The 25,295-nt window shown below is 69.3% G+C and carries 20 protein-coding genes; 12 read left to right on the top strand and 8 right to left on the bottom strand.

Annotation, left to right across the window (positions count from 1 at the left end; all coding sequences use genetic code 11):
* The first annotated feature begins 3 nt into the window (after positions 1-3).
* Together groL and ABE438_RS08800 are read left to right on the top strand one after the other, a co-directional pair.
* Positions 4-1,641, top strand: a complete 1,638-nt coding sequence (groL, locus tag ABE438_RS08805; protein ID WP_346502224.1) for a chaperonin GroEL — start codon at positions 4-6, stop codon at positions 1,639-1,641.
* A gap of 217 nt (positions 1,642-1,858) precedes the next feature.
* Positions 1,859-3,958, top strand: coding sequence for an ABC transporter ATP-binding protein/permease (locus ABE438_RS08800; RefSeq protein WP_346502223.1), 2,100 nt, complete (start codon positions 1,859-1,861; stop codon positions 3,956-3,958).
* A 118-nt stretch (positions 3,959-4,076) separates the two neighbouring features.
* Here ABE438_RS08800 and ABE438_RS08795 read toward each other — a convergent pair whose 3' ends face one another.
* The 7 genes from ABE438_RS08795 to ABE438_RS08765 form a co-directional block, all read right to left on the bottom strand.
* A complete protein-coding gene (locus tag ABE438_RS08795; protein ID WP_346502222.1) occupies positions 4,077-4,523 on the bottom strand; it encodes an META domain-containing protein in 447 nt (148 codons plus the stop codon).
* 209 nt (positions 4,524-4,732) lie between these two features.
* On the bottom strand, positions 4,733-5,707 hold the full coding sequence (gene hisG / locus ABE438_RS08790) for an ATP phosphoribosyltransferase (protein WP_346502346.1): 975 nt from the start codon (positions 5,705-5,707) through the stop codon (positions 4,733-4,735).
* A gap of 23 nt (positions 5,708-5,730) precedes the next feature.
* Positions 5,731-6,858, bottom strand: a complete 1,128-nt coding sequence (locus ABE438_RS08785) for an ATP phosphoribosyltransferase regulatory subunit (protein ID WP_346502221.1) — start codon at positions 6,856-6,858, stop codon at positions 5,731-5,733.
* Positions 6,859-6,979: 121 nt separating this feature from the next.
* Positions 6,980-8,563 (bottom strand): histidine--tRNA ligase, encoded by a 1,584-nt coding sequence (gene hisS, locus ABE438_RS08780; RefSeq protein WP_346502220.1) that lies wholly within the window; start codon positions 8,561-8,563, stop codon positions 6,980-6,982.
* A gap of 183 nt (positions 8,564-8,746) precedes the next feature.
* Entirely contained in the window at positions 8,747-9,517 is a 771-nt protein-coding gene (locus ABE438_RS08775) for a DUF2076 domain-containing protein (RefSeq protein WP_346502219.1), read from the bottom strand.
* 98 nt (positions 9,518-9,615) lie between these two features.
* Positions 9,616-10,920: a UDP-glucose dehydrogenase family protein gene (locus ABE438_RS08770; RefSeq protein ID WP_346502218.1), complete on the bottom strand. Its 1,305-nt coding sequence runs from the start codon at positions 10,918-10,920 to the stop codon at positions 9,616-9,618.
* Between the two features lie 245 nt (positions 10,921-11,165).
* A complete protein-coding gene (locus ABE438_RS08765) occupies positions 11,166-11,921 on the bottom strand; it encodes a L,D-transpeptidase (RefSeq protein ID WP_346502217.1) in 756 nt (251 codons plus the stop codon).
* 376 nt (positions 11,922-12,297) lie between these two features.
* Between ABE438_RS08765 and ABE438_RS08760 the strand changes: the two genes are divergently transcribed.
* The 4 genes from ABE438_RS08760 (at position 12,298) to ABE438_RS08745 (ending at position 19,121) form a co-directional block, all read left to right on the top strand.
* Positions 12,298-14,409: a methyl-accepting chemotaxis protein gene (locus tag ABE438_RS08760; protein ID WP_346502216.1), complete on the top strand. Its 2,112-nt coding sequence runs from the start codon at positions 12,298-12,300 to the stop codon at positions 14,407-14,409.
* 237 nt (positions 14,410-14,646) lie between these two features.
* A complete protein-coding gene (locus ABE438_RS08755; protein WP_346502215.1) occupies positions 14,647-15,876 on the top strand; it encodes a M20 family metallo-hydrolase in 1,230 nt (409 codons plus the stop codon).
* Between the two features lie 15 nt (positions 15,877-15,891).
* Positions 15,892-17,310: an amidase gene (locus tag ABE438_RS08750; protein WP_346502214.1), complete on the top strand. Its 1,419-nt coding sequence runs from the start codon at positions 15,892-15,894 to the stop codon at positions 17,308-17,310.
* A 212-nt stretch (positions 17,311-17,522) separates the two neighbouring features.
* Positions 17,523-19,121, top strand: a complete 1,599-nt coding sequence (locus ABE438_RS08745; RefSeq protein ID WP_346502213.1) for an ABC transporter substrate-binding protein — start codon at positions 17,523-17,525, stop codon at positions 19,119-19,121.
* A 6-nt stretch (positions 19,122-19,127) separates the two neighbouring features.
* On the opposite strand, the gene ABE438_RS08740 is transcribed toward ABE438_RS08745, so the two are convergent.
* A complete protein-coding gene (locus ABE438_RS08740) occupies positions 19,128-19,289 on the bottom strand; it encodes a hypothetical protein (RefSeq protein WP_346502357.1) in 162 nt (53 codons plus the stop codon).
* On the opposite strand from ABE438_RS08740, the gene ABE438_RS08735 reads away from it, so the two are divergent.
* Genes ABE438_RS08735 through ABE438_RS08710 form a run of 6 tightly spaced genes read left to right on the top strand, consistent with a single transcriptional unit; the run spans position 19,243 to position 25,223 of the window.
* Positions 19,243-20,184, top strand: coding sequence for an ABC transporter permease (locus ABE438_RS08735; protein WP_346502212.1), 942 nt, complete (start codon positions 19,243-19,245; stop codon positions 20,182-20,184). The two genes, ABE438_RS08740 and ABE438_RS08735, sit on opposite strands and share 47 nt — an antisense overlap.
* On the top strand, positions 20,181-21,098 hold the full coding sequence (locus ABE438_RS08730) for an ABC transporter permease (protein WP_346502211.1): 918 nt from the start codon (positions 20,181-20,183) through the stop codon (positions 21,096-21,098). The genes ABE438_RS08735 and ABE438_RS08730 overlap by 4 nt, the downstream gene beginning before the upstream one ends.
* A gap of 1 nt (position 21,099) precedes the next feature.
* The gene (locus ABE438_RS08725; protein ID WP_346502210.1) at positions 21,100-22,089 is read left to right on the top strand and encodes an ABC transporter ATP-binding protein; all 990 of its coding nucleotides are present in this window, start codon (positions 21,100-21,102) and stop codon (positions 22,087-22,089) included.
* A complete protein-coding gene (locus ABE438_RS08720; RefSeq protein WP_346502209.1) occupies positions 22,086-23,120 on the top strand; it encodes an ABC transporter ATP-binding protein in 1,035 nt (344 codons plus the stop codon). The genes ABE438_RS08725 and ABE438_RS08720 overlap by 4 nt, the downstream gene beginning before the upstream one ends.
* 31 nt (positions 23,121-23,151) lie before the next feature.
* Positions 23,152-24,294, top strand: coding sequence for a diaminopropionate ammonia-lyase (locus tag ABE438_RS08715; protein WP_346502208.1), 1,143 nt, complete (start codon positions 23,152-23,154; stop codon positions 24,292-24,294).
* Positions 24,291-25,223 (top strand): N-carbamoyl-D-amino-acid hydrolase, encoded by a 933-nt coding sequence (locus ABE438_RS08710; RefSeq protein ID WP_346502207.1) that lies wholly within the window; start codon positions 24,291-24,293, stop codon positions 25,221-25,223. Before ABE438_RS08715 ends, ABE438_RS08710 begins: the two co-directional genes overlap by 4 nt.
* The last annotated feature ends 72 nt before the right edge of the window (positions 25,224-25,295 follow it).

Below are 25,295 nucleotides of genomic sequence, written 5' to 3'. Positions count from 1 at the left end.
CTCATGGCTGCCAAAGAAGTTCGCTTCTCCACCGACGCCCGCGACAAGATGCTGCGCGGCGTGGAGATCCTCGCCAACGCCGTGAAGGTCACGCTGGGTCCGAAGGGCCGCAACGTCGTGATCGAGAAGTCGTTCGGCGCTCCCCGCATCACCAAGGACGGCGTCACCGTCGCCAAGGAGATCGAGCTCGCCGACAAGTTCGAGAACATGGGCGCCCAGATGGTGCGCGAAGTGGCCTCGAAGCAGAACGACGCCGCCGGTGACGGCACCACCACCGCGACCGTGCTGGCCGCCGCCATCGTCCGCGAGGGCTCGAAGGCCGTCGCCGCCGGCATGAACCCGATGGACCTGAAGCGCGGCATCGACCTCGCTGTCGAGGCGATCGTCGCGGATCTGCAGAAGAACTCGAAGAAGGTCACCTCCAACGCCGAGGTCGCCCAGGTCGGCACGATCTCCGCGAACGGCGACAAGTCGGTCGGCGAGATGATCTCGACCGCGATGCAGAAGGTCGGCAACGAGGGCGTCATCACGGTCGAGGAGGCCAAGACGGCCGAGACCGAGCTGGACGTCGTCGAGGGCATGCAGTTCGACCGCGGCTACCTCTCGCCGTACTTCATCACCAACGCCGAGAAGATGGTCGCCGAGCTCGAGGATCCCTACATCCTCGTCTTCGAGAAGAAGCTGTCGTCGCTCCAGGCGATGCTGCCGATCCTCGAGGCCGTCGTGCAGACCGGCAAGCCGCTGCTCATCATCGCCGAGGACGTCGAGGGCGAGGCCCTGGCCACGCTCGTCGTCAACAAGCTGCGTGGTGGCCTGAAGATCGCCGCCGTCAAGGCTCCGGGCTTCGGTGATCGCCGCAAGGCCATGCTCGAGGACATCTCGATCCTGACCGCCGGCCAGATGATCTCGGAAGACCTCGGCATCAAGCTCGAGACCGTGACGCTCGACATGCTCGGCCGCGCCAAGAAGGTGCGCATCGAGAAGGAGAACACCACGATCATCGACGGCGCCGGCGCCAAGGACCAGATCGAGGCCCGCGTTTCGCAGATCAAGGCGCAGATCGAGGAGACCACCTCGGACTATGACCGCGAGAAGCTGCAGGAGCGTCTGGCCAAGCTCGCCGGCGGCGTCGCGGTCATCCGCGTCGGCGGCGCGACCGAGATCGAGGTCAAGGAGAAGAAGGACCGCGTCGACGACGCCCTGAACGCCACCCGCGCTGCGGTGGAAGAGGGCATCCTGCCGGGCGGCGGCGTCGCCCTGCTGCGCTCGCTCGGCGCCCTGAAGTCGCTCACGACCCAGAACGACGACCAGAAGACCGGCGTCGAGATCGTCCGCAAGGCCATCACCTCCCCGGCGAAGCAGATCGTCGACAACGCCGGCGATGACGGCGCGGTCGTGGTCGGCAAGCTGCTCGAGGCCACCGACTACGCCTACGGCTACAACGCCCAGACCGGCGAGTTCGGCGACATGGTCAAGGCCGGCATCATCGACCCGACCAAGGTCGTGCGCACGGCGATCCAGGACGCGGCTTCGGTCGCCGGCCTGCTGATCACCACCGAGGCGATGATCGCCGAGCTTCCGAAGAAGGAAGCCCCGATGCCCCCGATGGGCGGCGGCGGCATGGGCGGCATGGACTTCTGATCCAAGCCATCCGGCAAGACCAGGAAGGCCCGGCGCAAGCCGGGCCTTTTCCGTTGGGGCTGCCGCTGCGTCCGGCGCGCCGGCACCGGGCGCTTCACAAATCGCTGAGCGGCGCCGCGAAGCCTTATGCAGGGCGTCCTTGTGTGCGGTGCTGGCCTGCATCATCCTCCGCGAATCGCGGCGTCCGCCGCGCGCCCAGCCGAACCGGGATTACGCCATGCGCCTGTTGAGTTTCGCCGTCGCCCTGATGGCCGTGATCGCGCTCGCGGTGGGCGTGCGCAGCGGCGATGCCGGGACGATCGGCATGGGCGTGATCGGCGCCCTGCTCGCCGTCGTTACCTTCCGCGCGCCGACGCTGGCCTTCTTCCTGAAGATCTTCTCGGCGGTCTTCGCCATCGAATACGTAGTCTTCGGCGGCAGCGCGCTGCTCTCGCAGCTCGGCTGGTGGACGGCGGCTTTGCAGCTGCCGGCGGTGCCGACCAGCCTGCCGACCACGGTCGGCGTCTTCGGCATCCTGATCTACGCGATCTCCTTCGTGCCGGTGATCGCCCGCATCGCCCGGATCGCCTCGCCCTATTTCGAATCCGAGGAGATCACCACCGCCAATCTCTGGCCGATCGGCCCCTTCAAGATCCGGCTCGGCCGGCTGGCGGTCTCGCTCTTCGTCTTCCTGATCGTGCTGAACCAGCTGCAGGTCGGCATCACGCTGCGCCTCTCCTTCTTCAACCGCGACATGTACGATGCGTTGCAGAACAAGGATGCTGCGGCGTTCTGGTACCAGCTCTTCTACGTCTTCTGCGTCTGGGCCTTCGTCTGGGTGGTCTCGAACCTGATCGAGATGTTCGCGCAGCTGACCCTGCTCATCCGCTGGCGGCGCTGGATGGCGGAAGCCTACAATGCCCGCTGGCTCGGGCGCGGCACGCATTACCGGCTGGCGCTGGCCGGCACGGTCGACAACCCCGACCAGCGTATCGCCGAGGACACCCGCTCCTTCGTCAACCAGACCTACAGCTTCGCCCTGCCGCTGCTGACCCAGGTCTCGACGCTTGTCTCCTTCTCGATCATCCTCTGGAACATCCAGGTCGCCTTCACCATTCCCGGCACCGCGATCGCCGTGCCGGGCTACATCTTCTGGGTCGCCTTCATCTATGCCGTGGCGGCGACCTGGATCACCCATCTGATCGGCCGGCCGCTGATCGGGCTCGAGTTCGAGCAGGAGCGCCGCGAGGCGAATTTCCGCTTCTCGCTCGCCCGCCTGCGCGAATATTCCGAGCAGATCGCGCTGATGCGCGGCGAGCCGGTCGAGGGGCGGCATCTCTCCCGCCGTTTCGGCGACATCGTCGAGAACTTCTACCGGCTGGTCTGGCGCCGGCTGAAGCTGACCAGCTTCACCCTGTCCTACAACCAGCTCAGCGTCGTGCTGCCCTACATGATCCTGGCGCCGTACTACTTCGCCGGCACGATCACGCTCGGCATCATGATGCAGGTCGCCGGCGCCTTCGACCGGGTGCAGACGGCGCTCTCCTTCATCATCAACAGCTATGCGACGATCGCCTCCTACCTCGCCTCCATCAACCGCCTGACCTCCTTCGAGGCGGCGGTGGCGCAGGCGGAAGCCGAGCATCCCGACCAGGACGGCGCCGCGATCGCCCATGGCGTCTCGGAAGGCGGCGACACCCGCATCCACGACATGACGCTGAGCCTGCCCAGCGGCCAGCCGATCGTACAGGTCGACGACCTCGCGCTGGCCAAGGGCCGCTCGACGCTGGTCGTCGGCCCCTCGGGGTCCGGCAAGTCTACGCTGTTCCGCGCGCTGGCGGGCATTTGGCCCTTCGGCCAGGGCAAGGTCTCGGCCCCGGCCGGCACGCGCATGCTGGTGCTGCCGCAGCGGCCCTATCTGCCGCAGGGCACGCTGCGCGCCGCGCTGGCCTATCCGGCCGATCCGGATGCCTTCGGCGACGAGACCATCCGCGACGTGATGGCGAAGGTCAGCCTCGGCCATCTCACCGAGCGGCTGGACGAGGTCGATCTCTGGGGCCAGCGCCTCTCCGGCGGCGAGCAGCAGCGCCTCGCGGTGGCGCGCGCGCTGCTGGCGAAGCCGGACTGGCTCTTCCTCGACGAGGCCACGGCCTCGCTCGACGAGAAGCTGGAGGGCGAGATCTACGCGATGATCCGGCGCGAATTGCCGCAGACCAGCATCGTCTCGATCGGCCACCGCTCGACGCTGCGCGAGATGCACGATGCGCTGGTGGCGATGGAGCGCAATCCCGACGGCACCTTCAGCCCCAAGCCGCGCGACCTCGCTTCCTGGGGCTGAGGCGCGCCGCCACGGCGAAACAAGCGCCGCGACGAAAAAAGACCGGCGCGCTGGGCGTGCCGGTCTTTTTTATGGTCGTCCTATGGGGCGGGAGGCGGCGAGGCGTCCCGAGCGGGCCTCAGATGCCGCGCTCGAAGGTGAGGTCGCCCTGGCCGGTCTTGAGGACGAGGCGGCCCTGGACGAGGTCCCACTGCTTGGCGGAGCGCAGCGCCAGCAGGAAGCTGCGCTCGAACCCCATCGCGCCGCTGTCGCAGGCCTTCTTGGTCACCGCGATCGGCCCGACCGCGAAGCCCTGCTGGCGCAGCGGGTAGGCGGCGGCCGAGAAGTTGTTGCAGCCCGAGAAGCCGGTGCCGCGCAGGTTGGAATCCACCTTCAGCGTGATGCGATAGCCGGAGGCCTGCTTGCCACCGGCCTGGAGCAGGGTCCAGGACGCGTCGAAGGGGAAGTTCTTCTCCGGCTGCGCGGAGGTCGGCGGACGGCCCTGCGCGAAGGCGCCGCTGGAAACGGCGGGAGCCAGGGAGAGGGCGATGGCGGCCGCGAGGCCGAGGCGCAACTGCGTGTTCAACTGATCCAGACCCCGGATTCGACAGAGCGGCAGACGCATAGGAAAGCGTAATCCCTCCACTGCACCGATCGCGGGGGAAAGCGCAAGCCTCGATCGCATGACGCGACCATGGTCCGCTTGGCTTCACCAGGCACGAAATCGCTGCGGGCAGGGGCGACGCTTGGCTTCGTCCCTGCTCCTAGCGCGATTTCGTGTCGGGAATCCGGCGCTCAGAGACGTGCGAGCAGCTTTTCGATCAGCGGGTTGCTGCGGCGGAAGACATAGTCCAGCGCGCGCACCGTCACGTCGTCGGCACCGGCGGCCGTCAGCGCCTCGACCAGGGCAAACACGCCCTTGCGCGGGCAGTGCAGCGTCACCACGCCGTCGCTGGCGCTTGCGCCGAAGGGCAGGCGGGCGCCATGCGCCGCGGCCAGGCTTTCGAGCGTGCCGGCCGGGAGATCGCGCAGCAGGGCGCGGACCTCGCGCAGCGAGCGGGCCTCCTCCTCGGCGGCGACGCGGCCGAGGATGGCGGCGGCGGCCTTGCGGGCGCGCTCGCCCCAGGGCGCGCGCACCGAGGCGACGAGATTGGCTTCCGAGGCCAGCATCACGCCGTCGTCGAGCACCTTGAGCGCATTGGCGGTCAGCGTCGCGCCGGTGGTGGTGATGTCGACCACGATCTCGGCGGTGCCGGCGGCCGGCGCGCCTTCGGTCGCGCCAAGGCTCTCGACGATGCGGTAGTCGCTGAGCCCGTGGCTGGCGAAGAAGCGCCGGGTCAGGTTCACGTATTTGGTGGCGACGCGCAGCTTGTTGCCGGTGCGGGCGCGCATGGTGGCGGCGACGTCGTCGAGATCGGCCATGCAGCGCACGTCGATCCAGGCCTGCGGCACCGCGACCACGACATTGGCGTGGCCGAAGCCGAGCGGGGTCAGCAGCTCGACGGCGGCGTCGGCGTCCTGCACCTGCTCGCGCACCAGGTCCTCGCCGGTGATGCCGAGATGTGCGGCGCCGGAGGCGAGCTGCGCCACGATCTCGGAGGCAGAGAGGAAGGCGACCTCGGCCCCGTCGAGGCCGGCGATCTGGGCGCGGTAGTCGCGCGAGCCGCGCGCCTGCACGAAGGAGAGCCCGGCGCGGCCGAAGAAGGCGGTGGCGTTCTCCTGCAGCCGGCCCTTGGAGGGGACGGCCAGGACGAGGGGCATGTCGTTCATCGCGCTATCCGTGGTCGTCGTGCTCATGCCGACGCTCCCGCCAGCCGGTCGAGCCAGAGCGAGGCGCCCACCGCGGCCACCGGGCCGGGTGCGCCCAGCCGCTGCAGCACGCCGTCATAGCGGCCGCCGCCGGCGATCGGCTTGAGGTCCGGCCGGGCCGGGTCATGCAGTTCGAAGATGAAGCCGGTGTAGTAGTCGAGATTGCGGGCGAAGGCGGCGGAGAAGGCGATGGCGCCGACATCGACGCCGCGCGCCGCCAGGAAGCCGGTGCGCTCGTCGAAGGCGTCGAGCGTCGCGCCGAGGTCGAGCCCGGCCTCGTCCGACAGCGAGCGCCAGGCGGCCGAGGCCGCGTCCGGGTCACCGCCGATGGCGAGCGCCTTGCCGAGCACGGCGCGGACCTCGTCATTGACCGGATTGTCGCGTTCGGCCGCCCGCGCCAGGAAGCGCTCGGCGATGTCGCCGGCCGAGCGGCCGCCGACCGAGGAGATGCCGGCGATCGACAGAACGTCCTCGACGAAGGCGCGCGCGGCGGTCGGATCCTGTCCTTCCAGCGCCTTGAGCAGCCCGGCATGGGCGTGGTCGACCTCGCCGGTGGTCTCGCTCAGCGCCGCGACGGCCTCGCTCGCGGTCTTGCCCTGCACCACGGCGCGCAGCAGGCGCCGGCGGGCGGCGGCCGGCACGGCGAGCCGGTCGAGCAGGCCCGACAGCAGCGCGACATCGCCCATCAGCAGGCGCGGGCCCGTCAGGCCGAGCGCCGCGGCGGCCTCCACCGTCAGCGCCATGATCTCGGCGTCGGCGGCGGTCGCGTCGCTGCGGCCGAAGGATTCGATGCCGGCCTGCGCGAACTCATTGGGCTCGCCCACCCGCATGCGGAAGACCGGGCCGGCATAGGCGTAGGAGGCAGGCTCGCCGGCGCGCTCGGCGATGTGCGCCAGCGCCACGGGAATGGTGTATTCGGGCCGCAGGCAGCATTCGCGGCCCTCGCCGTCCTGCGTCAGGAAAATGCGGCGGCGGATGTCCTCGCCCGAGAGATCGAGGAAGGGCTCGGCCGGCTGGAGGATCGCCGGTTCCGCGCGGGCGTAGCCTTCGCGCCCGAACAGGGCGATCACCGTCTCGAATTTGGAGCGCATTTCCGCAGCCACGTCGTCCATCCTGTTGCGGCGTCGGTCTAGCAGGCGCGGCCGCGGTTTTCGACGGCTTTCGCCGAATTGGGTGAACGGGAATCGCGCTCGCTGCCGGCCGCAGCCGGGGCGACCCCGCCCTTCGCGCCGTTCAGCCGTGGCGGGCGATGACCTTGCGCACGCCCTCGACCAGCCCGTCGACCGGCACCGCGAACTGGGCCTGGGCCTGCCGCTCCTTGTGCTCGGCCGAATCCTTGATCTCGCGGCTGGCGGCGGCCAGCTCGGCGCCGAGGACCAGGTCCTTGATCACCACCGTGCCGGCCTCGCGCTCCGAGGAGCCCTGGATCACCGCGCAGACCGCGCCGCGCCGGTCGGCATATTTCATCTGGGCGTTGAAGCCAGAGGCGCCGAGATAGAGGTCGGCGCGACAGAGCGCCTTGCCCGCCTCGTCCTTCGCCTGCCGGAGCTGCGAGACCATCGCCTGATAGCTTGGCATGAACTCCGGCGACTTGTTGTCCATCGCGGTGACGACGACCAGCGGCAGTTCGGCCCTGGTGTCGACGATCGGCGACTTTACCGCCTTCAGCGCCGAATAGAGCCGCGAGACGCCGATCGAGAAGCCGGTCGCCGGCACCGGCTCGGGCCGGAAACGGCCGACCAGCCCGTCATAGCGCCCGCCGCCCGCGACCGAGCCGAAGCGCACCACCTGCCCGTCATCGTTGGTGACCGGGAAGGTCAGCTCCACCTCGTAGACCGGGCCTGTGTAGTATTCGAGCCCGCGGACGACGGAGGGATCGATGCGGATGCGGTCTGGCTCATATCCTGCTTCCCGAACCGCCTTCCTTATCTGCTCGACCTCCTGAAGTCCCTCCAAAATTGGCGTCGGAAGCACTGATACGCCGAGAACTCGTCTGAGCTTTTCTTCATACTTCCTGATCGTGAACGGCTTTGTGTACTTTCTCCCAAAGAAGCGAACAAAACGCTCGATGTCACCTGCTGACTCGATAACTCGCAGGATGATTTCGGCATCTTGTGGACACAACTGTGCACCTTTGGTGTAGTCTCCGCTCTCGTCGCGGCGACCTTCTCCAAGCAGCTTACGAATTTCCTCCGCTGGGAATTTATCCGCCTTGTCTATGGCGCGCAGCACGGTCAGCCGGCGGGCGGCATTCTCCTCGCCGCCGAGGCCGATCGCCTCCATCACCCCGTCGAGCACCTTGCGGTTGTTGACCTTCACGACATAGTCGCCGCGCCTGATGCCGAGCTTCTCCATCGTGTCGGCGGCGAGCATGCAGATCTCGGCATCGGCCGCGACCGTGCCGCTGCCGACGATGTCGGCGTCGAACTGCATGAACTGGCGGAAGCGCCCGGGGCCGGGCTTCTCGTTGCGGAAGACGTAGCCGGCGCGATAGCTGCGATAGGGCTTCGGCAGCGCGTCGAAATTCTCCGCGACATAGCGGGCGAGCGGCGCCGTCAGGTCGTAGCGCAGCGACAGCCACTGCTCATCGTCGTCCTGGAAGGAGAACACGCCTTCATTCGGGCGGTCCTGGTCCGGCAGGAACTTGCCGAGCGCGTCGGTATACTCGACGAAGGGCGTCTCCACCGGCTCGAAGCCGTAGATCGCGAAGCTCTCGCGGATCACGGCGAGCATGCGCTCGGTCGCGGCGACGTCGGCGGGGCCGCGGTCGACGAAGCCGCGCGGCTGGCGGGCCTTCAGCTTGGCAGGGGCGGACATGGGCTGGAACACTCTGGAACGGATGGCGAAAAGGCGCGTCGCGCCGGGTTAGCCCGCGCGGGCGCGGCGGGCAAGCGCGCGCCGTCCATGCCGTTCGCGAATGGCGCTGTTTCGGGGGCCTTCGCGCATGAAAAACCCCGCCCGTCGCCGGGCGGGGCTGGTCTTCCCGGCGGAGGCGGGCGTTCAGGCCCAGTCGCCCCCGTCGAAACCGTCGTCGAAGCCGCCATCCTGATAGCCGGCGTCGTGGTAATCGGCCTGCGGCTCGGCGTAGTCCTGCGTATCGGCCGCCGGCTGGGCGTTGGCGGCGTCGTTCTGCGTGCCGGTCTCGTCGGCCTTCGCCGTCTCGGCCGGCTTCTCGCCGCTCTCGCCCTTGAAGGCGTTCATCAGCACGTTGCCGAGCATCATGCCGCCGGCGACGCCGGCTGCCGTGGTCAGTGCGCCGGCAAGAAAGCCGCCGCGGGCCGGAGCCTGCTGCTGGCCGGTCTGGTTCTGCCAGGGACCGGAGGCGGGCTGCTGGCCCGGCGCGGCGTTCTGCGCCAGCCCGGGACCGGGGGCCGCCTGCGGCTGCGAGCCCCAGGCGGGGGAGGCGCCCTGCTCGGGCGCCGCGGCGCGCTGGGGGAAGGCGGGCACCGAGCGCGGGCGCGCCGGCTGGCTGCCGCCGAACAGGCCGCCGAAGATGCCGCCGCCCTGCTGGCCGGCCTCCTCGCGCGCCGGCTGCGGCGGCTGGCTGCGCAGGCGCTGGACCTCGGCCTGCAACTGCTCTACCTGCGACTGGAGGTTGGTCAGCGCCTGTTCCTGCACATAGATCGACTGCGCCATCGCATAGGCGGCATAGGGCTGCGCCCTGAGCTGCTCCTGGATGAAGCGGTCGGCCTCGGGGTCTCGCGGCTGATCGGCCACCTGACGCAGGCGATCGAAAATCCCGGCGATCACGTCGCGTTCCTGCGGCGTCATCGTCATCTCCTCTCTGTGGTGCGAGGAGGATTCCCCGCCCGCAGAGAGGTGGGAGGGCGATATGACCTAATCAAGGCGCAGGGGCGTGCGCGATCGTCTCAGGCGTTGCCGACATTGACGTAATGGAAGCCGCGCTGCCGCATCTCGCCGGAGCGGTAGATGTTGCGCAGGTCGACCACCACCGGCGTGCGCAACGCCGCCTTGACCCGGTCGAGGTCGAGCGCGCGGAAGGCGTCCCACTCCGTCACGATCACGAGAGCGTCGGCGCCTTCGATGCAGGACCAGGCGTCGGGCGCGTAGTCGATCTCTGGCAGCAGGGGCTTGGCGCTCTCCATGCTCTCGGGGTCGAAGGCGACGATCTGCGCGCCGGCATCCGCCAGGGCGGTGACGATGGCGAGCGAGGGCGCCTCGCGCATGTCGTCGGTGTTCGGCTTGAAGGCGAGGCCGAGCAGGGCGATGCGCTTGCCGCGCACCGAGCCGCCGCAGGCGGCGATGACCTTGCGGGCCATGGCGCGCTTGCGCTGGTCGTTCACCGCGACGACGGTCTCGACCAGCCGCAGCGGGCTTTCCATGTCCTGCGCGGTCTTGATCAGCGCCAGCGTGTCCTTCGGGAAGCATGAGCCGCCATAGCCCGGGCCGGCATGCAGGAACTTCGAGCCGATGCGGTTGTCGAGGCCGATGCCGCGCGCCACCTCCTGCACGTTCGCGCCGACCTGCTCGCAGAGATCCGCGATCTCGTTGATGAAGGTGATCTTGGTCGCGAGATAGGCGTTGGCGGCGTATTTGATCAGCTCCGAGGTCCGCCGCGCCGTGAAGAGCAGCGGCGCCGCGTTGAGATAGAGCGGGCGATAGAGGTCTTCCATCACCTTGCGGGCGCGGGCGTCGTCGGTGCCGACCACGATGCGGTCCGGCCGCTTGAAATCGGCGATCGCCGCGCCTTCGCGCAGGAATTCCGGATTGGAGACCACGGCGAAGTCCGCGTCGTGCCTGGCCTCGCGCATGATGCGCTCGACCTCGTCGCCGGTGCCGACCGGCACGGTCGACTTGGTGACGACCACGGTGAAGCCGTCCAGCGCCGCGACCACGTCGCGCGCCGCCTGATAGACATAGGAGAGATCGGCATGGCCGTCGCCGCGCCGCGAGGGCGTGCCGACCGCGATGAAGACCGCGTCCGCCTGCGCGACGGGAGCCGCCAGCTCCGTGGTGAAGGAGAGCCGGCCGGCGCGGACATTGCTGGCGACCAGATCGTCGAGGCCGGGCTCGTAGATCGGGATCTCGCCGCGGTTCAGGGCGGCGATCTTGCCAGCGTCGGTGTCGACGCAGATCACCTCATGGCCGAAATCCGCGAAGCAGGCACCCGACACCAGGCCGACATAGCCCGAACCGATCATCGTCACGCGCATGGGCGGCGCACTTTCGTCAACTCGACCGGCCGAACCGCCGGCCGGGCAGGCCTATCGCATTTCGCGCGTCGCGCACAGCCGGGCCGCGCACGCCGCCGACCGGCGCCTTGTCGCGGCCAGCGATGACGCCGCGATGACCGTCGCGGTCGCGCAACAAGACCCGAACGCGAAACGCCGCAGCCGGCTGGCGGCTCGCGGCGTCTGCGAAGCGGAACAGGGGAGGCGGGGACGGCTCCGCCGGCCTGTCAGATCGTGTCGTCGGGCGAGAGCGCCTCGGTCTCGTCGAGCGACGGATCGGTGAGCGGATTGCGGTTCAGGACCACGACGGTGGTGCCGGTGGGCACGCGGCTATGCAGGTCGATGATGTCCTGGTTGAACATCCGGATGCAGCCGGAGGAGACCGCCTTGCCGATCGACCAGGGCTCGCTGGTGCCATGGATGCGGTAGAGCGTGTCGCGGCTGCCCTGGTAGAGATAGAGCGCGCGGGCGCCGAGCGGGTTCTCGAGGCCGCCGGGCATGCCGCCCGCCCAGGGGGCGTTGCGCTCCGGCTCGCGGGCGATCATGGCCTGCGTCGGGGTCCAGCGCGGCCAGGCCGCCTTGCGGCCGACCGTGGCGCGACCGCGCCACGACATGCCCTGCTTGCCGACGCCGATGCCGTAGCGGATGGCGCGGCCGTTCTCGCGGACCAGGTAGAGATAGCGCGCGGAGGTGTCGACGACGATGGTGCCGGGCGCCTCGCGGGTCGGATAGTTGACCTCCTGGCGCAGGAAGCGCGAGTCGACTTCGGAAATGTCGGTCGCCGGCATCGGATGCAGTTCGTCAGGCCGCTCGTCATACATCGAGAGGAAGGCGGCGTTCTGGTGCATCGGCGCCCTGACCTCATAGGGCTGCTGGGGCGTGCTGACGCAACCCGCGAAAGCCAGCGGCAGGCAGATCGCCGCCAGGCCGGTACGGAACGACGAGACGAGGCGCAGGCAGGCGGAAGACAGGGAGCGGAACATGAACGGGCTCTTGGGGACGCAGGCTCTGGAAACATCGCGGTCTGGCACTGACAACAGCGCAAAACCGCAGGGGTTCCCGATGAAGAGGACTGATCGTCCTTACACGGCGCGGGATGGCGCCCGGGTGAAAACGATGTGGCGAAATCAAGGCCGGCGCGGAGCGTGGCTTTGGGGCAACAGCTGGGCCTCGGGCGAGGCCCAGGGCGTTTCCGCGCCGGTTCGCGCGAATTTTGCCGTGTTTTCCAGCAGTTTAAGCACGCATTAAGTCTTCGCCCTAAAATATCTGTCGATACCGCGTCATCGGACCCAGATCCGCAGCGCGGAATGGGGATCGCCGATGCCGCAGATGCCGGCGGAGGCCGACGGGGCTGGCTCGATGAAATCCATTCGCTTCAAAATTCTGGCGATGCTCGGCATCGTCGCCGCCGGTGCGGTCATCTGCGCGGCGCTGAGCCTGTTTGCGCTGCTGCGCACCAACGATCTGAACTTCCGTGCTGCCACCCAGGCGCAGCTCGCCCTGCTGACCGAGCGCGTCAACGCTCAGGTCCTGGCGGTAGTGATGGATTCGCGCGGCATCTACATGGCGCGTACGCCGGCCGAGGTCGAGCGCTTCGGCTCGGCCAACGAGGCCCGCTTCCCGACGATGCGCAAGCTCGCGGCGGAGCTGGTCGCAACTGCGCCGGTAGATCAGCGCGAGGCCGCGAAGCAGCTCGAAAAGTCGATCCACGATTTCATCGGATTCCGCACCGAGACGGTACGGCTGGGGCGCCAAGTGTCGGTCGCAGCCGCTAACGAGCAGGGCAACAACGAGCTCAACCGTGCCAATCGCGAGACGCTCAACAAGCAACTCGTTGCTTTCAGCGAACTCACCGACCGCAACGCCGACGTTCTGGCTGCGGATGCCGCGACCTTCAGCAAGCAGGTCATGTGGATCCTGCCGCTCGTGCTGCTGACCATGCTGGCCGGCGCCCTGGGCGCTGCCATGGTCTTCGCCCGCAGCGCCATCACCAAGCCGCTCGGCGACATGACCGAGGCGATGAACGGCATCGCCTCGGGCAAGCTCGACACCACCGTGCCGCATGCCGAGCGCGCCGACGAGATCGGCGCCATGGCCTCGGCGCTGCGGGTCTTCCAGGAGAACCTCGTTCGGGTCCGTGCGCTCGAGCAGCAGGAGCGTACCGCCGCCGAGGCGCGCCTACGCTCGGCCGATGCCATGGCCTCCGTGGTCTCCGATGTCGGCGTCGTCGTAGCGGCCGCCGCCGCCGGCGACTTCTCGGCCCGGCTCCAGATCGCCCATGGCGATGCGCAGATGCAGCAGCTCGTCGACGGCATCAACGAGATCAACGCGGTGGTCGACAGCGCCACCACCGAGTTCGCTCAGGTGCTGCAGGCCATGGCCGAGGGCGACCTGACCCATCGCGTCGACACCGCTTATCGCGGCCGCTTCGCCGACCTCAAGGCGTCGATCAACGAGACCGCCGGCAAGCTCTCGGAGGCGCTGCGAACCGTGCAGACCACCGTCGCCGATGTCGGCCTCTCGGCGCGCGAGATCGCGACCGGTGCCGACGATTTGTCCAAGCGCACCGAGGAACAGGCTTCGGCGCTGGAGCAGAGCGCCGCGACCACCGAGGAGCTGGCGGCCTCCGTCAAGGCCTCGGCCCAGTCCTCCAAGCAGGGCGTCGTGCTCGCCGGCGAGGCGATGTCGGTGGCGCAGGCTGGCGGCGCGGTGGTGACGGACGCGGTCGCCGCCATGGCCCGGATCGAGGACGCCTCGCAAAAGATCTCCGACATCATCCGCGTGATTGACGACATCGCCTTCCAGACAAACCTGCTGGCGCTTAATGCGGCAGTGGAAGCGGCGCGTGCCGGCGATGCCGGCAAAGGCTTCGCCGTCGTCGCCTCCGAGGTACGCACGCTTGCGCAGCGCTCCGGCGAGGCGGCCAAGGACATCTCCACCCTGATCTCCTCCTCCAACAGCGAGGTCGGCGAGGGCGTTAGGCTGGTGCGGCAGGCCGGCGAGGCGCTGACGCGCATCGTCGACGCGGCCCGCAAGGTGCAGGAGACGGTCGCCGAGGTCGCCGCGGCTTCCGCGGAGCAGGCGAACGGCATCGACGAAATGAGCCAGACCGTCGCGCATATGGACGAAATGACCCAGCAGAACGCGGCGCTGTCGGAGCAGAGCGCGGCTTCGGCCGCGGCACTCTCGGGCAAGATCGGCGAGCTCGACACGCTGGTCGCGAGCTTCCGCACCGCGGCCGGCCCGGCCGGCGGTGCGATCATGACCGCGGCCGCCATGCCTGCCGGCCCGCGTCCCGCCCCTGCGCTGGTCGAGCGCCGGGCCCCGGCCGCGCGCAGCGAGTCCGCGGCGGAGCCGGAGCGCCTGCGCCGGCTGGCCGAGGCGGCCTTCGCCCAGCAGAAGGCGGCGCCGCAGCCGCGCCGCGCGGCGGGCGGTTCCCGCGGCGGCGATTCCGGCTGGGAAGAGTTCTAACGCCCTCGGGCGGTCCCGGCCGCCCGGCCGGGCTCAGGATCCGATGCCGCGGAGCGACGCCGCGCTCCGCGGCATTGTCGTGTCGGGCTGCCCGCTTTCGCGGCAGCCGCACGCCGGCTCATGCAGCCGCTGCCTGCCCGCAGGTCACATCGGGCCTTGCGCTGGCGGGCCGCTTCCGGCCTGCTTGCCCCATCGGCCCGCCGCATCGCGGGCGGGCAGGGGGGGGGCGACGCGGGGATGGGCAGCAATCTCAGGATCGATGGGGAGCGCCTGCTCGCGCGGCTGGCGGCCCTCGCCGCGATCGGCGCGACGCCGGAGGGCGGCTGTCGCCGGCTGGCGCTGACCGACGAGGACCGGCAGGGGCGCGACTGGCTGGTCGCCGAGATGCGCTCGCTCGGCCTCGACGTCCGCATCGATGCGATCGGCAACGTCGTCGGCATCCTGAAGGGCCGTGAGGACGGCCCGGCGGTGATCATGGGCTCTCATATCGACACGGTCGGCACCGGCGGGCGCTATGACGGCGCGCTCGGCGTCGTCGCCGGGCTCGAGGTTCTGGCGACGCTGCGCGCCGCCGGGATCGTGCCGCCGCGCGACATGGCGGTGATCGCCTTCACCAATGAGGAGGGCGCCCGCTTCCAGCCGGACATGCTCGGCTCGCTTGTCTGGGCCGGCGGCATGACGCTCGACGCAGCCTATGCGCAGGCCGATGCCGAGGGGGCCGGGCTCGGTGCCGAGCTGGCGCGGATCGGCTATCGCGGGCCGGAACGGCCGGGCTTCCTGCCGGCCGGTGCCTATTTCGAGCTGCATATCGAGCAGGGGCCGGTGCTCGAGAGCGAGGGCGGCGGCATCGGCGCGGTGACGGGCGTGCAGGCCATCACCTGGCTGGAATTGACGCTGGGCGGCAAGCCGAGCCATGCCGGCACTACCCCGATGGGCTATCGCCGCGACCCGGGCCTGGCCACCGCGCGCCTGATCGTCTTCGCCAACGAGCTGACCGGGACCATTCCCGGGCAGCTTGCGAATTGCGGCGTGGTCCGCGTCAGCCCCGGCAATGTCAACGTGGTGCCCGAGACGGTGACGATGACGCTCGACCTGCGCAATCCCGACGATGGCGGCATTGCCGAGGCCGAGACGGCGATCCGCCGCTTCTGCGCGGAATTGTCGGCGCGCGACGACGTCACCATCGCGCTGCGCGACCTCGCCCGCTTTCCCGCCACGCCCTTCGACGAGACGCTGATCGCCGGCATCGAGGCCTGTGCGGCCGAATTCGGCCTGCCCGTGCGCCGGATCATCTCGGGGGCCGGCCACGACGCGCAGATGATGGCGCGGCTCTGCCCGACCGCGATGATCTTCATCCCCTCGATCGGCGGGCTCTCGCACAACCCGGCCGAACGCAGCACCGACGCCGACATCGTCGCCGGCGCCGGCATCCTCCTCGCCGCCGCATGGCGCGCCGCCAACGCCTGACCCGGAGAAAGCCAGATGATCGACATCGCCTCGTTGTCCGCCGCCGAGCTCGGCGCCCGCTTCGCCGCCAGGGAGCTCTCGCCGGTGGAGGTCGCCCGCGACGTGCTGGCGCGGATCGAGCGTTTCGAGCCGAGCGTGAACGCCTTCATCGTGCGCGATCCGCAGGTCACGCTCGCCATGGCCGCCGAGTCCGAGGCGCGCTGGGCCGTCGGGCGCGCGCTCGGCCCGCTCGACGGCGTGCCGGTGACGATCAAGGACAATCTCGGCGTCGCAGGCTGGCCGATGCGGCGCGGCTCGGCGGCCGTTGGCTCGGACGCCCCGTTCGAGCAGGATTCCCCGGCGACGGCCCGCCTGCGCGAGGCGGGCTGCGTCTTCCTTGGCAAGACGACCATGCCGGAATATGGCTGGAAGGGCGTGGCGGACTCCCCGCTGACCGGCATCACCCGCAACCCCTGGGACATCGCCACCGGCCCGGGCGGGTCCTCCTCGGGCGCGGCGGTGGCCGCGGCGCTCAATCTCGGCTGCATCCATCTCGGCACGGACGGGGCCGGCTCGGTGCGCATCCCGGCCGCCTTCGCCGGCGTCTTCGGCCTGAAGCCGAGCTATGGCCGCGTGCCGGCCTGGCCGATCTCGACCATGGGCTTCCTCGCCCATCTCGGCCCGCTGACCCGCACTGTGCGCGACGCGGCGCTGGCGATGAACGCCATCGGCCGCCCCGATCTGCGCGACATGACCGCGATGCGAGACCTGCCGCCCGATTTCACGCAAGGCCTCGACGCCGGCGTCCGCGGCCTGCGCGTCGCCTGGTCGCCGCGCCTCGGCCTCGACGTGCCGGTCGATGCGGACGTGGCGCGGCTGACCCGCGAGGCGGCGCTGGCCTTCGGCGAGCTGGGCGCCACGGTCGAGGAGGTCGACCCGGGCTTCGACGATCCGATCGAGGTGCTGATGACGCTCTGGGCCGCCGGCGCGGCGCTGGCGCTGCGCAATGCCGGTGCGGCCGAGCGCCGGCAGATGGACCCCGGCCTCGTGGCTGTCGCCGAGCAGGGCGAGCGCATCGATTCCGCGGCTTATGTCGACGCGCTGCTCAACCGCCGCAACGCGCTGGCGCTGCGCATGGCCCGCTTCCACGAGCGCTACGATCTGCTGCTCACGCCCTCGCTGCCGCTGCCGGCCTTCGCCACCGGTCGCAACACTCCCGCGAGCGGCGCCTATGGCGACGACTGGACCCGGTGGACCCCGTTTACCTACCCGTTCAACATCACCCAGCAGCCGGCGGCCTCGGTACCCTGCGGGCTGACGCGCGACGGGCTGCCGGTCGGCCTGCAGATCGTCGCCGCCTTCGGCAATGACGCGCTGGTGATGCGGGCTTCCGCCGCGCTGGAGGCGGCACGGCCCTTCGCGCGCATCGACGCGCCGCGGGGCGAAGCCGGTTGAGAACACAACTTCGTGCTGCCGTCTCGGAGCTGACGCATCATCGTGCCGAATATGGCCGGTGATGCGTGGTTTTCTTGATTATGGCACGATGCGTGCAGGTCCTTTTCCCGTCCGGAGCGGCCGGTCTGCGGTGTTGTCAGCAGGGATTTTTCTGCCCACACTTCAGGCAAGGCCGCCCGCCAGAGGTTGCCGCTCGAGGGGAGAGACCAACAATGGATCGCAGGACGTTTCTGAAGACCGCTGCCGGGACCGGCCTCGTGGCGGCCTCCGGCGGGCTCGCCATGCCGGCCTTGTCGCAAGGCGCTGCCGCCAAGACCCTGCGCTTCGTGCCGCAGGCCAATCTCGCGAATTTCGACCCGATCTGGGGCACGCAATACGTCGTGCGCAACGCGGCCCTGATGGTCTGGGACACGCTCTACGGCATCGACGACAAGTTCCAGCCCAAGCCGCAGATGGCCGAGAGCGGCGAGGTCTCGTCCGATGGCCTCACCTGGACCTTCAAGCTGCGTCCCGGCCTGAAATTCCATGATGGCACGCCGGTGCTCGCCAAGGACGCGGTGGCCAGCCTGATCCGCTGGTCGGCGCGCGATCCGATGGGCCTGATGATCCGCGCCCTGCAGAACGAGATCACCGCCGTCGACGACCGCACCTTCAAATGGGTGCTGAAGAAGCCCTTCCCCAAGATGCTGTTCGCTCTGGCCAAGAACAACGCGCCCTGCACCTTCATCATGCCCGAGCGCATCGCCAAGACCGATCCCTTCCAGCAGATCACCGAATATGTCGGCTCCGGGCCGATGAAGTTCCTGCGCGAGGAATGGGTGCCGGGCGCCAAGGCGGTGTTCGAGACCTTCAAGGACTACGTCCCGCGCGACGAGCCGGCCTCCTGGCTGTCGGGCGGCAAGAAGATGCTGCTCGACCGCGTCGAGTGGATGATCATCCCCGATGCCGCCACCGCGGCCGCGGCCCTCCAGAGCGGCGAGGTCGACTGGTGGGAGATCGCGCTCTCCGACCTGGTGCCGGTGCTCAAGAGCAACAACGACATCGATCTCGGCATCGGCGACCCGCTCGGCAATATCGGGTCGTTCCGCATGAACCACCTGCATCCGCCCTTCGACAATCTGAAGATCCGCCAGGCGGTGCTGACGGCGCTCAACCAGGAGGACTACATGCGCGCCATCGTCGGCGACGACGATGCGCTGTGGAAGCCGATGGCGAGCTTCTTCACCCCCGGCACGCCCCTCTACACCGAGGAGGGCGGCGACATGCTCAAGGCGCGCAACGTCGCCGCCGCCAAGAAGCTTCTCGCCGAGGGCGGCTACAAGGGCGAGCCGGTGGTCTGCGTCGTCGCGCAGGACATGCCGGCCGTGAAGGCGATGGGTGACGTCACCGCCGAGCTGCTCAAGAGCATCGGCATGAAGGTCGACTTCGTCGCGACCGACTGGGGTACTGTCGGCGCCCGCCGCGCCCAGAAGACGCCGCCGAGCCAGGGCGGCTGGAACATGTTCCACACCTGGCATGCCGGCGCCGACTGCGTGAACCCGGCTTCCTACACCGCGATCCGCGCCAATGGCGACAAGGCCTGGTTCGGCTGGCCGGACGTGCCGGCGGTGGAGACCGAGATCACCGCCTGGTTCGATGCCAAGGACATGGCCGAGGAGAAGGCGGCGATGAACCGGCTGAACAAGGTGGCGATGGAGAACGTCGTCTTCGCGCCGACCGGCTTCTTCCTCGGCTACCAGGCTTGGCGCAAGCGGCTCAAGGGCGTCACCAGCGGCCCGTTCCCGGTGTTCTGGGGGGTCAGCAAGACCTGATCGCGGTCAAGGCGTCGCCCGGGCGCTGGCCCGGCCGACGCCGAGCCCTGCCTGCCTGCCCGTTTCGGATTGATCCAGTTCGGAACGGGCCGGCGCCTGCAAGCCCACGCTCAGGATTGCGATGCTCGCCTTCATCGTCAGACGTATCATCACGACGATCCCCGTCATGGCTTTCGTGGCGCTGTTCGTCTTCTCGCTGCTCTACATCGCGCCGGGCGACCCGGCCGCCATCATCGCCGGCGACCAGGCCACGCCCGAGGACGTCGAGCGCATCCGGCTCAGCCTGGGGCTCGACCGGCCCTATCTCGTCCGCTTCGGCGAGTGGTTCTTCAAGGTGCTCCAGGGCGACCTTGGCACCTCGATCTTCACCAACTTGCCGGTCACCCAGCTGATCGCCCAGCGCATCGAGCCGACCGTGTCGCTCATGGTGCTGACGCTGATCATGGCGGTGGCCGTCGCGGTGCCGCTTGGCGTCGTCGCGGCCTGGAAGGCCGGCACCTGGGTCGACCGCGTCGTGGTCGGCTTCGCGGTGCTCGGTTTCTCGGTGCCGGTCTTCGTGATCGGCTACCTGCTGGCCTATGTCTTCGCGCTCCAGCTGCAATGGGTGCCCGTCCAGGGCTACACGCCGCTCTCGGAGGGCGTCGGCCCCTGGCTGCGCAACCTTATCCTGCCGGCGATCACGCTCGGCACGGTCTATATCGCGCTGATCGCGCGCATCACCCGGGCGACCATGCTCGACGTGCTGCAGCAGGACTATGTCCGCACCGCCCGCTCCAAGGGCGTCTCGCAGAACAGCATCCTCTATCTGCACGCGCTCAAGAACGCGGCGGTGCCGATCATCACCATCATCGGCATCGGCGTCGCCCTGCTGATCGGCGGGGCGGTGGTCACCGAGAGCGTCTTCGCCATTCCGGGCCTGGGACGGCTGACGCTCGATGCGATCCTGCGCCGCGACTACCCCGTGATCCAGGGCGTCGTCCTGATCTTCTCCTTCGTCTATGTGCTGGTGAACCTGATCATCGACCTGATCTACACCCTCGTCGATCCGAGGATACGCTATTGAGCACCCGGCCTTCCTCCCCGATCCCGGCCGGCCTGGCGGTCGCCCCGGATCTTCCCGACGTCCTGAAGGCGCGCAAGCCGCTGACCGGTTTCACCGGCTTCCTGCGCCGCAATCCCGCGATCGCGATCGGCGGCTTCCTGCTGCTGCTGATGCTCCTGATTGCGGTGTTCGCACCCTGGCTCGGCACCAAGGACCCGACGGCGATCTCGCCCTCGCGCCGCACGCGCCTGCCGTCCGAGCTCTACTGGTTCGGCACCGACATGCTCGGCCGCGACGTCTATTCGCGCGTGCTCTACGGCGCGCGGGTCTCGCTGCTCGTCGGCTTCTCGGTCGCGGCGCTGGCCTCGGTGGCCGGGCTGATCATCGGCCTGTTCTCGGGCTTCGTGCGCTGGGCAGACGGCATCATCATGCGCGTCATCGACGGCATGATGTCGATCCCGCCGATCCTGCTCGCGATCGCGCTGATGGCGCTGACCCGCGGCTCGGTGCAGAACGTCATCATCGCCATCACCATAGCGGAGATCCCGCGCGTGGCGCGGCTCGTGCGCGGCGTGGTGCTGAGCCTGCGCGAGCAGCCCTATGTCGACGCGGCGGTCGCCGCCGGCACGCGCACGCCGATGATCGTGATGCGCCACATCCTGCCCAACACGCTGGCGCCGATGAGCGTCCAGGCGACCTATATCTGCGCCAGCGCGATGATCGTCGAGGCGATCCTCTCCTTCATCGGCGCGGGCGTGCCGCCGGCCACCCCGTCCTGGGGCAACATCATGGCCGAGGGCCGTGCGCTCTGGCAGGTCCGCCCGCACATCATCCTGTTCCCCGCCGTGTTCCTGTCGCTCACGGTTCTCGCCGTGAACATGCTCGGCGACGGCCTGCGTGACGCGCTCGACCCGCGCATGGCCAAGAGGCTCTGACATGCCGCTGCTCGAAATCGACAAGCTCCAGACCCATTTCCGCACACCCGACGGCATCAACCGCGCGGTGGACGGCGTGTCCTTCGCGATCGAGGCGGGCCAGACGCTCGCCGTGGTCGGCGAGAGCGGCTGCGGCAAGTCCGTCACCGCCATGTCGATCCTGCGGCTCATTCCCGAGCCGCCGGGCAAGATCGCCGGGGCGATCCGCTTCCAGGGCCGCAACCTGCTCGACTGCTCCGACGCCGAGATGCGCGCCATCCGCGGCAACGAGATCTCGATGATCTTCCAGGAGCCGATGACCAGCCTCAACCCGGTGCTGACCATCGGCCGCCAGATCGGCGAGACGCTGCGCCTGCACCAGAAGCTCTCCAAGGCGGATGCCAAGGAGCGCGCGGTCGAGATGCTGCAACTGGTCGGCATCCCGGAGCCGCGCCGGCGCGTCGACGAATATCCGCACCAGCTCTCCGGCGGCATGCGCCAGCGCGTGATGATCGCGATCGCGCTCGCCTGCTCGCCCAAGCTGCTGATCGCCGACGAGCCGACGACCGCGCTCGACGTCACCATCCAGGCGCAGATCCTCGACCTGATGCGCGACCTCAAGCAGCGCGTCGGCGCGGCGATCATGCTGATCACCCATGACCTCGGCGTCGTCGCCGAGGTCGCCGACCAGGTCGTGGTGATGTATGCCGGCCGCAAGGTCGAAGAGGCGCCGGTCGGCGAGCTCTTCGCCAATCCGCGCCATCCCTACACGCAAGGCCTGCTCGGCGCGGTGCCCAAGCTGGGCTCGTCGCTGACCGGCCATGTCGAGCGTCTTGCCGAGATTCCCGGTCTCGTGCCCAGCCTGAAGAAGAAGATCGAGGGCTGCGTCTTCGCCGGCCGCTGCCCAAAGGTGGCCGATCTCTGCCGCCAGGTCGCGCCGGGGCTGGAGACCAAGGCGCCCGGCCATGTCGCCGCCTGCCATTTCGCGCCGAAGGACGCCGTCGCGGCATGAGCCAGAGCCAGCCCATCCTTGAGGTCAACGACCTCAAGAAGCACTATCCGATCCGCGGTGGCCTGCTGTCGGGCATCACGGCGAACGTCTATGCGGTCGACGGCGTCTCCTTCAGCATCGCCCGCGGCGAGACCCTGTCGCTCGTCGGCGAATCCGGCTGCGGAAAGTCGACCGTCGGCAAGGCGATCCTGCGGCTGTTCGACATCACCTCCGGTCAGGTCGTGCTCGGCGGCCAGCGCATCGACCAGCTCTCGGCCGCCAAGCTGCGGCCGCTGCGCCAGCGCGTCCAGGTGGTGTTCCAGGACCCGTTCTCCAGCCTCAACCCGCGCATGAAGGTGCGCGACATCCTGGCCGAGCCGATCACCAATTTCGGCATCCTTTCGGGCCGCGAGGCCATCACCGAACGCACCATGCAGCTGATGGACAAGGTCGGCCTGCCGCGCGACGCGGTGCATCGCTGGCCGCACGAATTCTCGGGCGGGCAGCGCCAGCGCATCGGCATCGCCCGCGCGCTTGCGGCCGAGCCGGAGATCATCATCTGCGACGAGGCCGTCTCGGCCCTCGACGTCTCGGTGAAGGCGCAGATCGTCAACCTGCTCTGCGACCTGCAGAAGGAACTCGGCTTGGCGCTGCTCTTCATCAGCCACGACCTGGCCATCGTCGAGCACATGACGCACCGCGTCGCGGTGATGTATCTCGGCAAGATCGTCGAGATGGGCGAGAAGACGCAGATCTTCGGCGCGCCCAAGCATCCCTATACCGAGGCGCTGCTCTCGGCCGTGCCGGTGCCGGACCCGACGGTCAGGCGCGAGCGCATCCTGCTCAAGGGCGACGTGCCGAGCCCGGTAAACCCGCCCAAGGGCTGCCGTTTCAACACGCGCTGTCCCTATGTCTTCGAGCGCTGCCGCAGCGAGGAGCCGCCCTTGCGGCCGATGGCCGAAGGGCACGTCGCAGCCTGCCATCTTCACGATCGGCCGGCCGCGGAGAACCCGCTCGCCAAGCAGGGCGCGCCTGCGCCGGCTGCCGCTTGACCGGCGACGTAGCGGAACCGACCATCGCCTCATGACCAGCCAAGCCTCCGCTCTCCCGGCCACCGATTTCCTGTCGAATCCGTCGCTGGACCGCTCCGCCGCCTATGGCGACGATCTCCGCTCCATCCTCTCGCTGGCCGCCGGCCGCGTTGCCCACCAGGCCATCTCGGCCTGGGACGGCTATGCGCCGACGCCGCTGCGCGACCTGGCGGCGCTCGCCGACAGGCTCGATCTCGGCAAGGTGCTCTACAAGGACGAAGGCTTGCGCTTCGGCCTCAACAGCTTCAAGGCGCTCGGCGGGGCCTATGCGGTCGATCGCCTCGTCGCCGCGCGCGGCGTGCAGGGGCTGACCGTCGCCTGCGCCACCGACGGCAATCACGGCCGCTCCGTCGCCTGGGGCGCGCGCCGGGCCGGCGCCAAGGCCGTGATCTACATCCATGAGGGCGTGACCGAGGGCAGGGCGGAGGCGATCCGTTCCTATGGCGCCACGGTGGTGCGCGAGGGTCGCACCTATGACGACAGCGTGCGCGCCTGCAGCGAGGCGGCCGCCCGCAATGGCTGGCAGATCGTCTCCGACACCTCCTGGCCGGGCTATGAGGACGTGCCCAAGGACGTGATGCAGGGCTATTCGGTCATGGCGATCGAGGTCCAGGCGCAGCAGCCGGCGGCACCGACCCATGTCTTCGTGCAGGGCGGCGTCGGCGGGCTCGCGGCCGCCGTGCTCTCCGACACCTGGGAGCGGCTCGGCGCGCAGCGGCCGATCTTCGTGGTGGTCGAGCCCGAGACGGCCGCCTGCCTGATCGAGTCGGCCCGTGCCCGGGCGGTGACGGCGGTCGGCGGCGATCTCGACACCATCATGGCCGGGCTCGCCTGCGGCGGGCCCTCGATCCTGGCCTGGCGCATCCTGCAGCCCGGCGCCGACGCCTTCATGACGATCCGCGACAGCGATGCCGCCGAGGCGATGCGCCAGCTGGCGGCGCTCGGTGTGGTCGGCGGCGAATCCGGCGTCGCCGGTCTGGCGGGGCTCGCCAAGGCGGCCGCCGACCCGGCGCTGCGCGCCGCGCTCAAGCTCGATTCCGCCTCCGTCGTCCTCTGCTACGGCACCGAGGGCGCGACGGATGCGGAGGTCTATCGCGGCATCGTCGGCCGCACCGCCGAAGAGGTCCGAAGATGAGCCGCATCCTCACCGTCGCCGCGGCCCAGCTCGGCCCGATCCAGCGGGACGAGAGCCGGGCCTCGGCGGTCCGCCGCATGATCGCGCTGATGCGCCAGGCCAAGGGCCATGGCTGTGACCTCGTCGTCTTCCCGGAAGCGGCGCTGACCGCCTTCTTCCCGCATTGGTGGATGGAGGACGAGGCGGAGATCGACGCCTATTTCGAGAGCGCCATGCCCTCGAACGAGACCGCGCCGCTCTTCGCCGAGGCGCAGCGCCTCGAGATCGGCTTCCATCTCGGCTATCCGGAGCTGGCGATCGAAGGCGGCCGCAAGCGCCGCTTCAACACCGCGATCCTGGTCGACAAGAGCGGCACGATCGTCGGCAAGTACCGCAAGATCCATCTGCCCGGCCATGCCGAGCACCGGCCGGACGCCGCCTACCAGAACCTCGAGAAGCGCTATTTCGAGACCGGCGATCTCGGCTGGCCGGTCTTCGAGGCGATGGGCGCCCGGCTCGGCATGATGATCTGCAACGACCGGCGCTGGCCCGAGAGCTATCGCGTCATGGGCCTGCAGGGCGTCGAGATGATCGTGCTCGGCTACAACACGCCCAAGCACAACCCCTGGGCGCCGGACCACGACCGCCTCGGCGAGTTCCACAACCACCTCGTCATGCAGGCGGGCGCCTACCAGAACGCCAGCTGGGTGATCGGCGCCGCCAAGGCGGGCGTCGAGGCCGGCGTCGACCAGCTCGGCGGCTCCTGCATCATCGCGCCCAGCGGCGAACTGGTGGCGCAGGCGGTGACCGAGGGCGACGAGCTCGTCTTCGCGCGCTGCGACCTCGACCTCGGCAAGAGCTACAGCCGCTCGGTCTTCAACTTCGCCATGCACCGCGAGCCGCAATGCTACGGCATGATCGTCGAGCGCAAGGGCGCGGTGATCGCCTGAGCCCGGTCGCGGGCCGATATCGCCAGGAGATGCCCGGCCGACGCGAACGGCGGGCACGACGGACCACAGGCC

The organism is Allobosea sp. TWI1241, from assembly GCF_039673065.1.
GTDB lineage: Bacteria > Pseudomonadota > Alphaproteobacteria > Rhizobiales > Beijerinckiaceae > Allobosea.
Note: the sequence above shows the minus strand (reverse complement) of the source record. Positions and strands in the feature narration are given on the sequence as shown.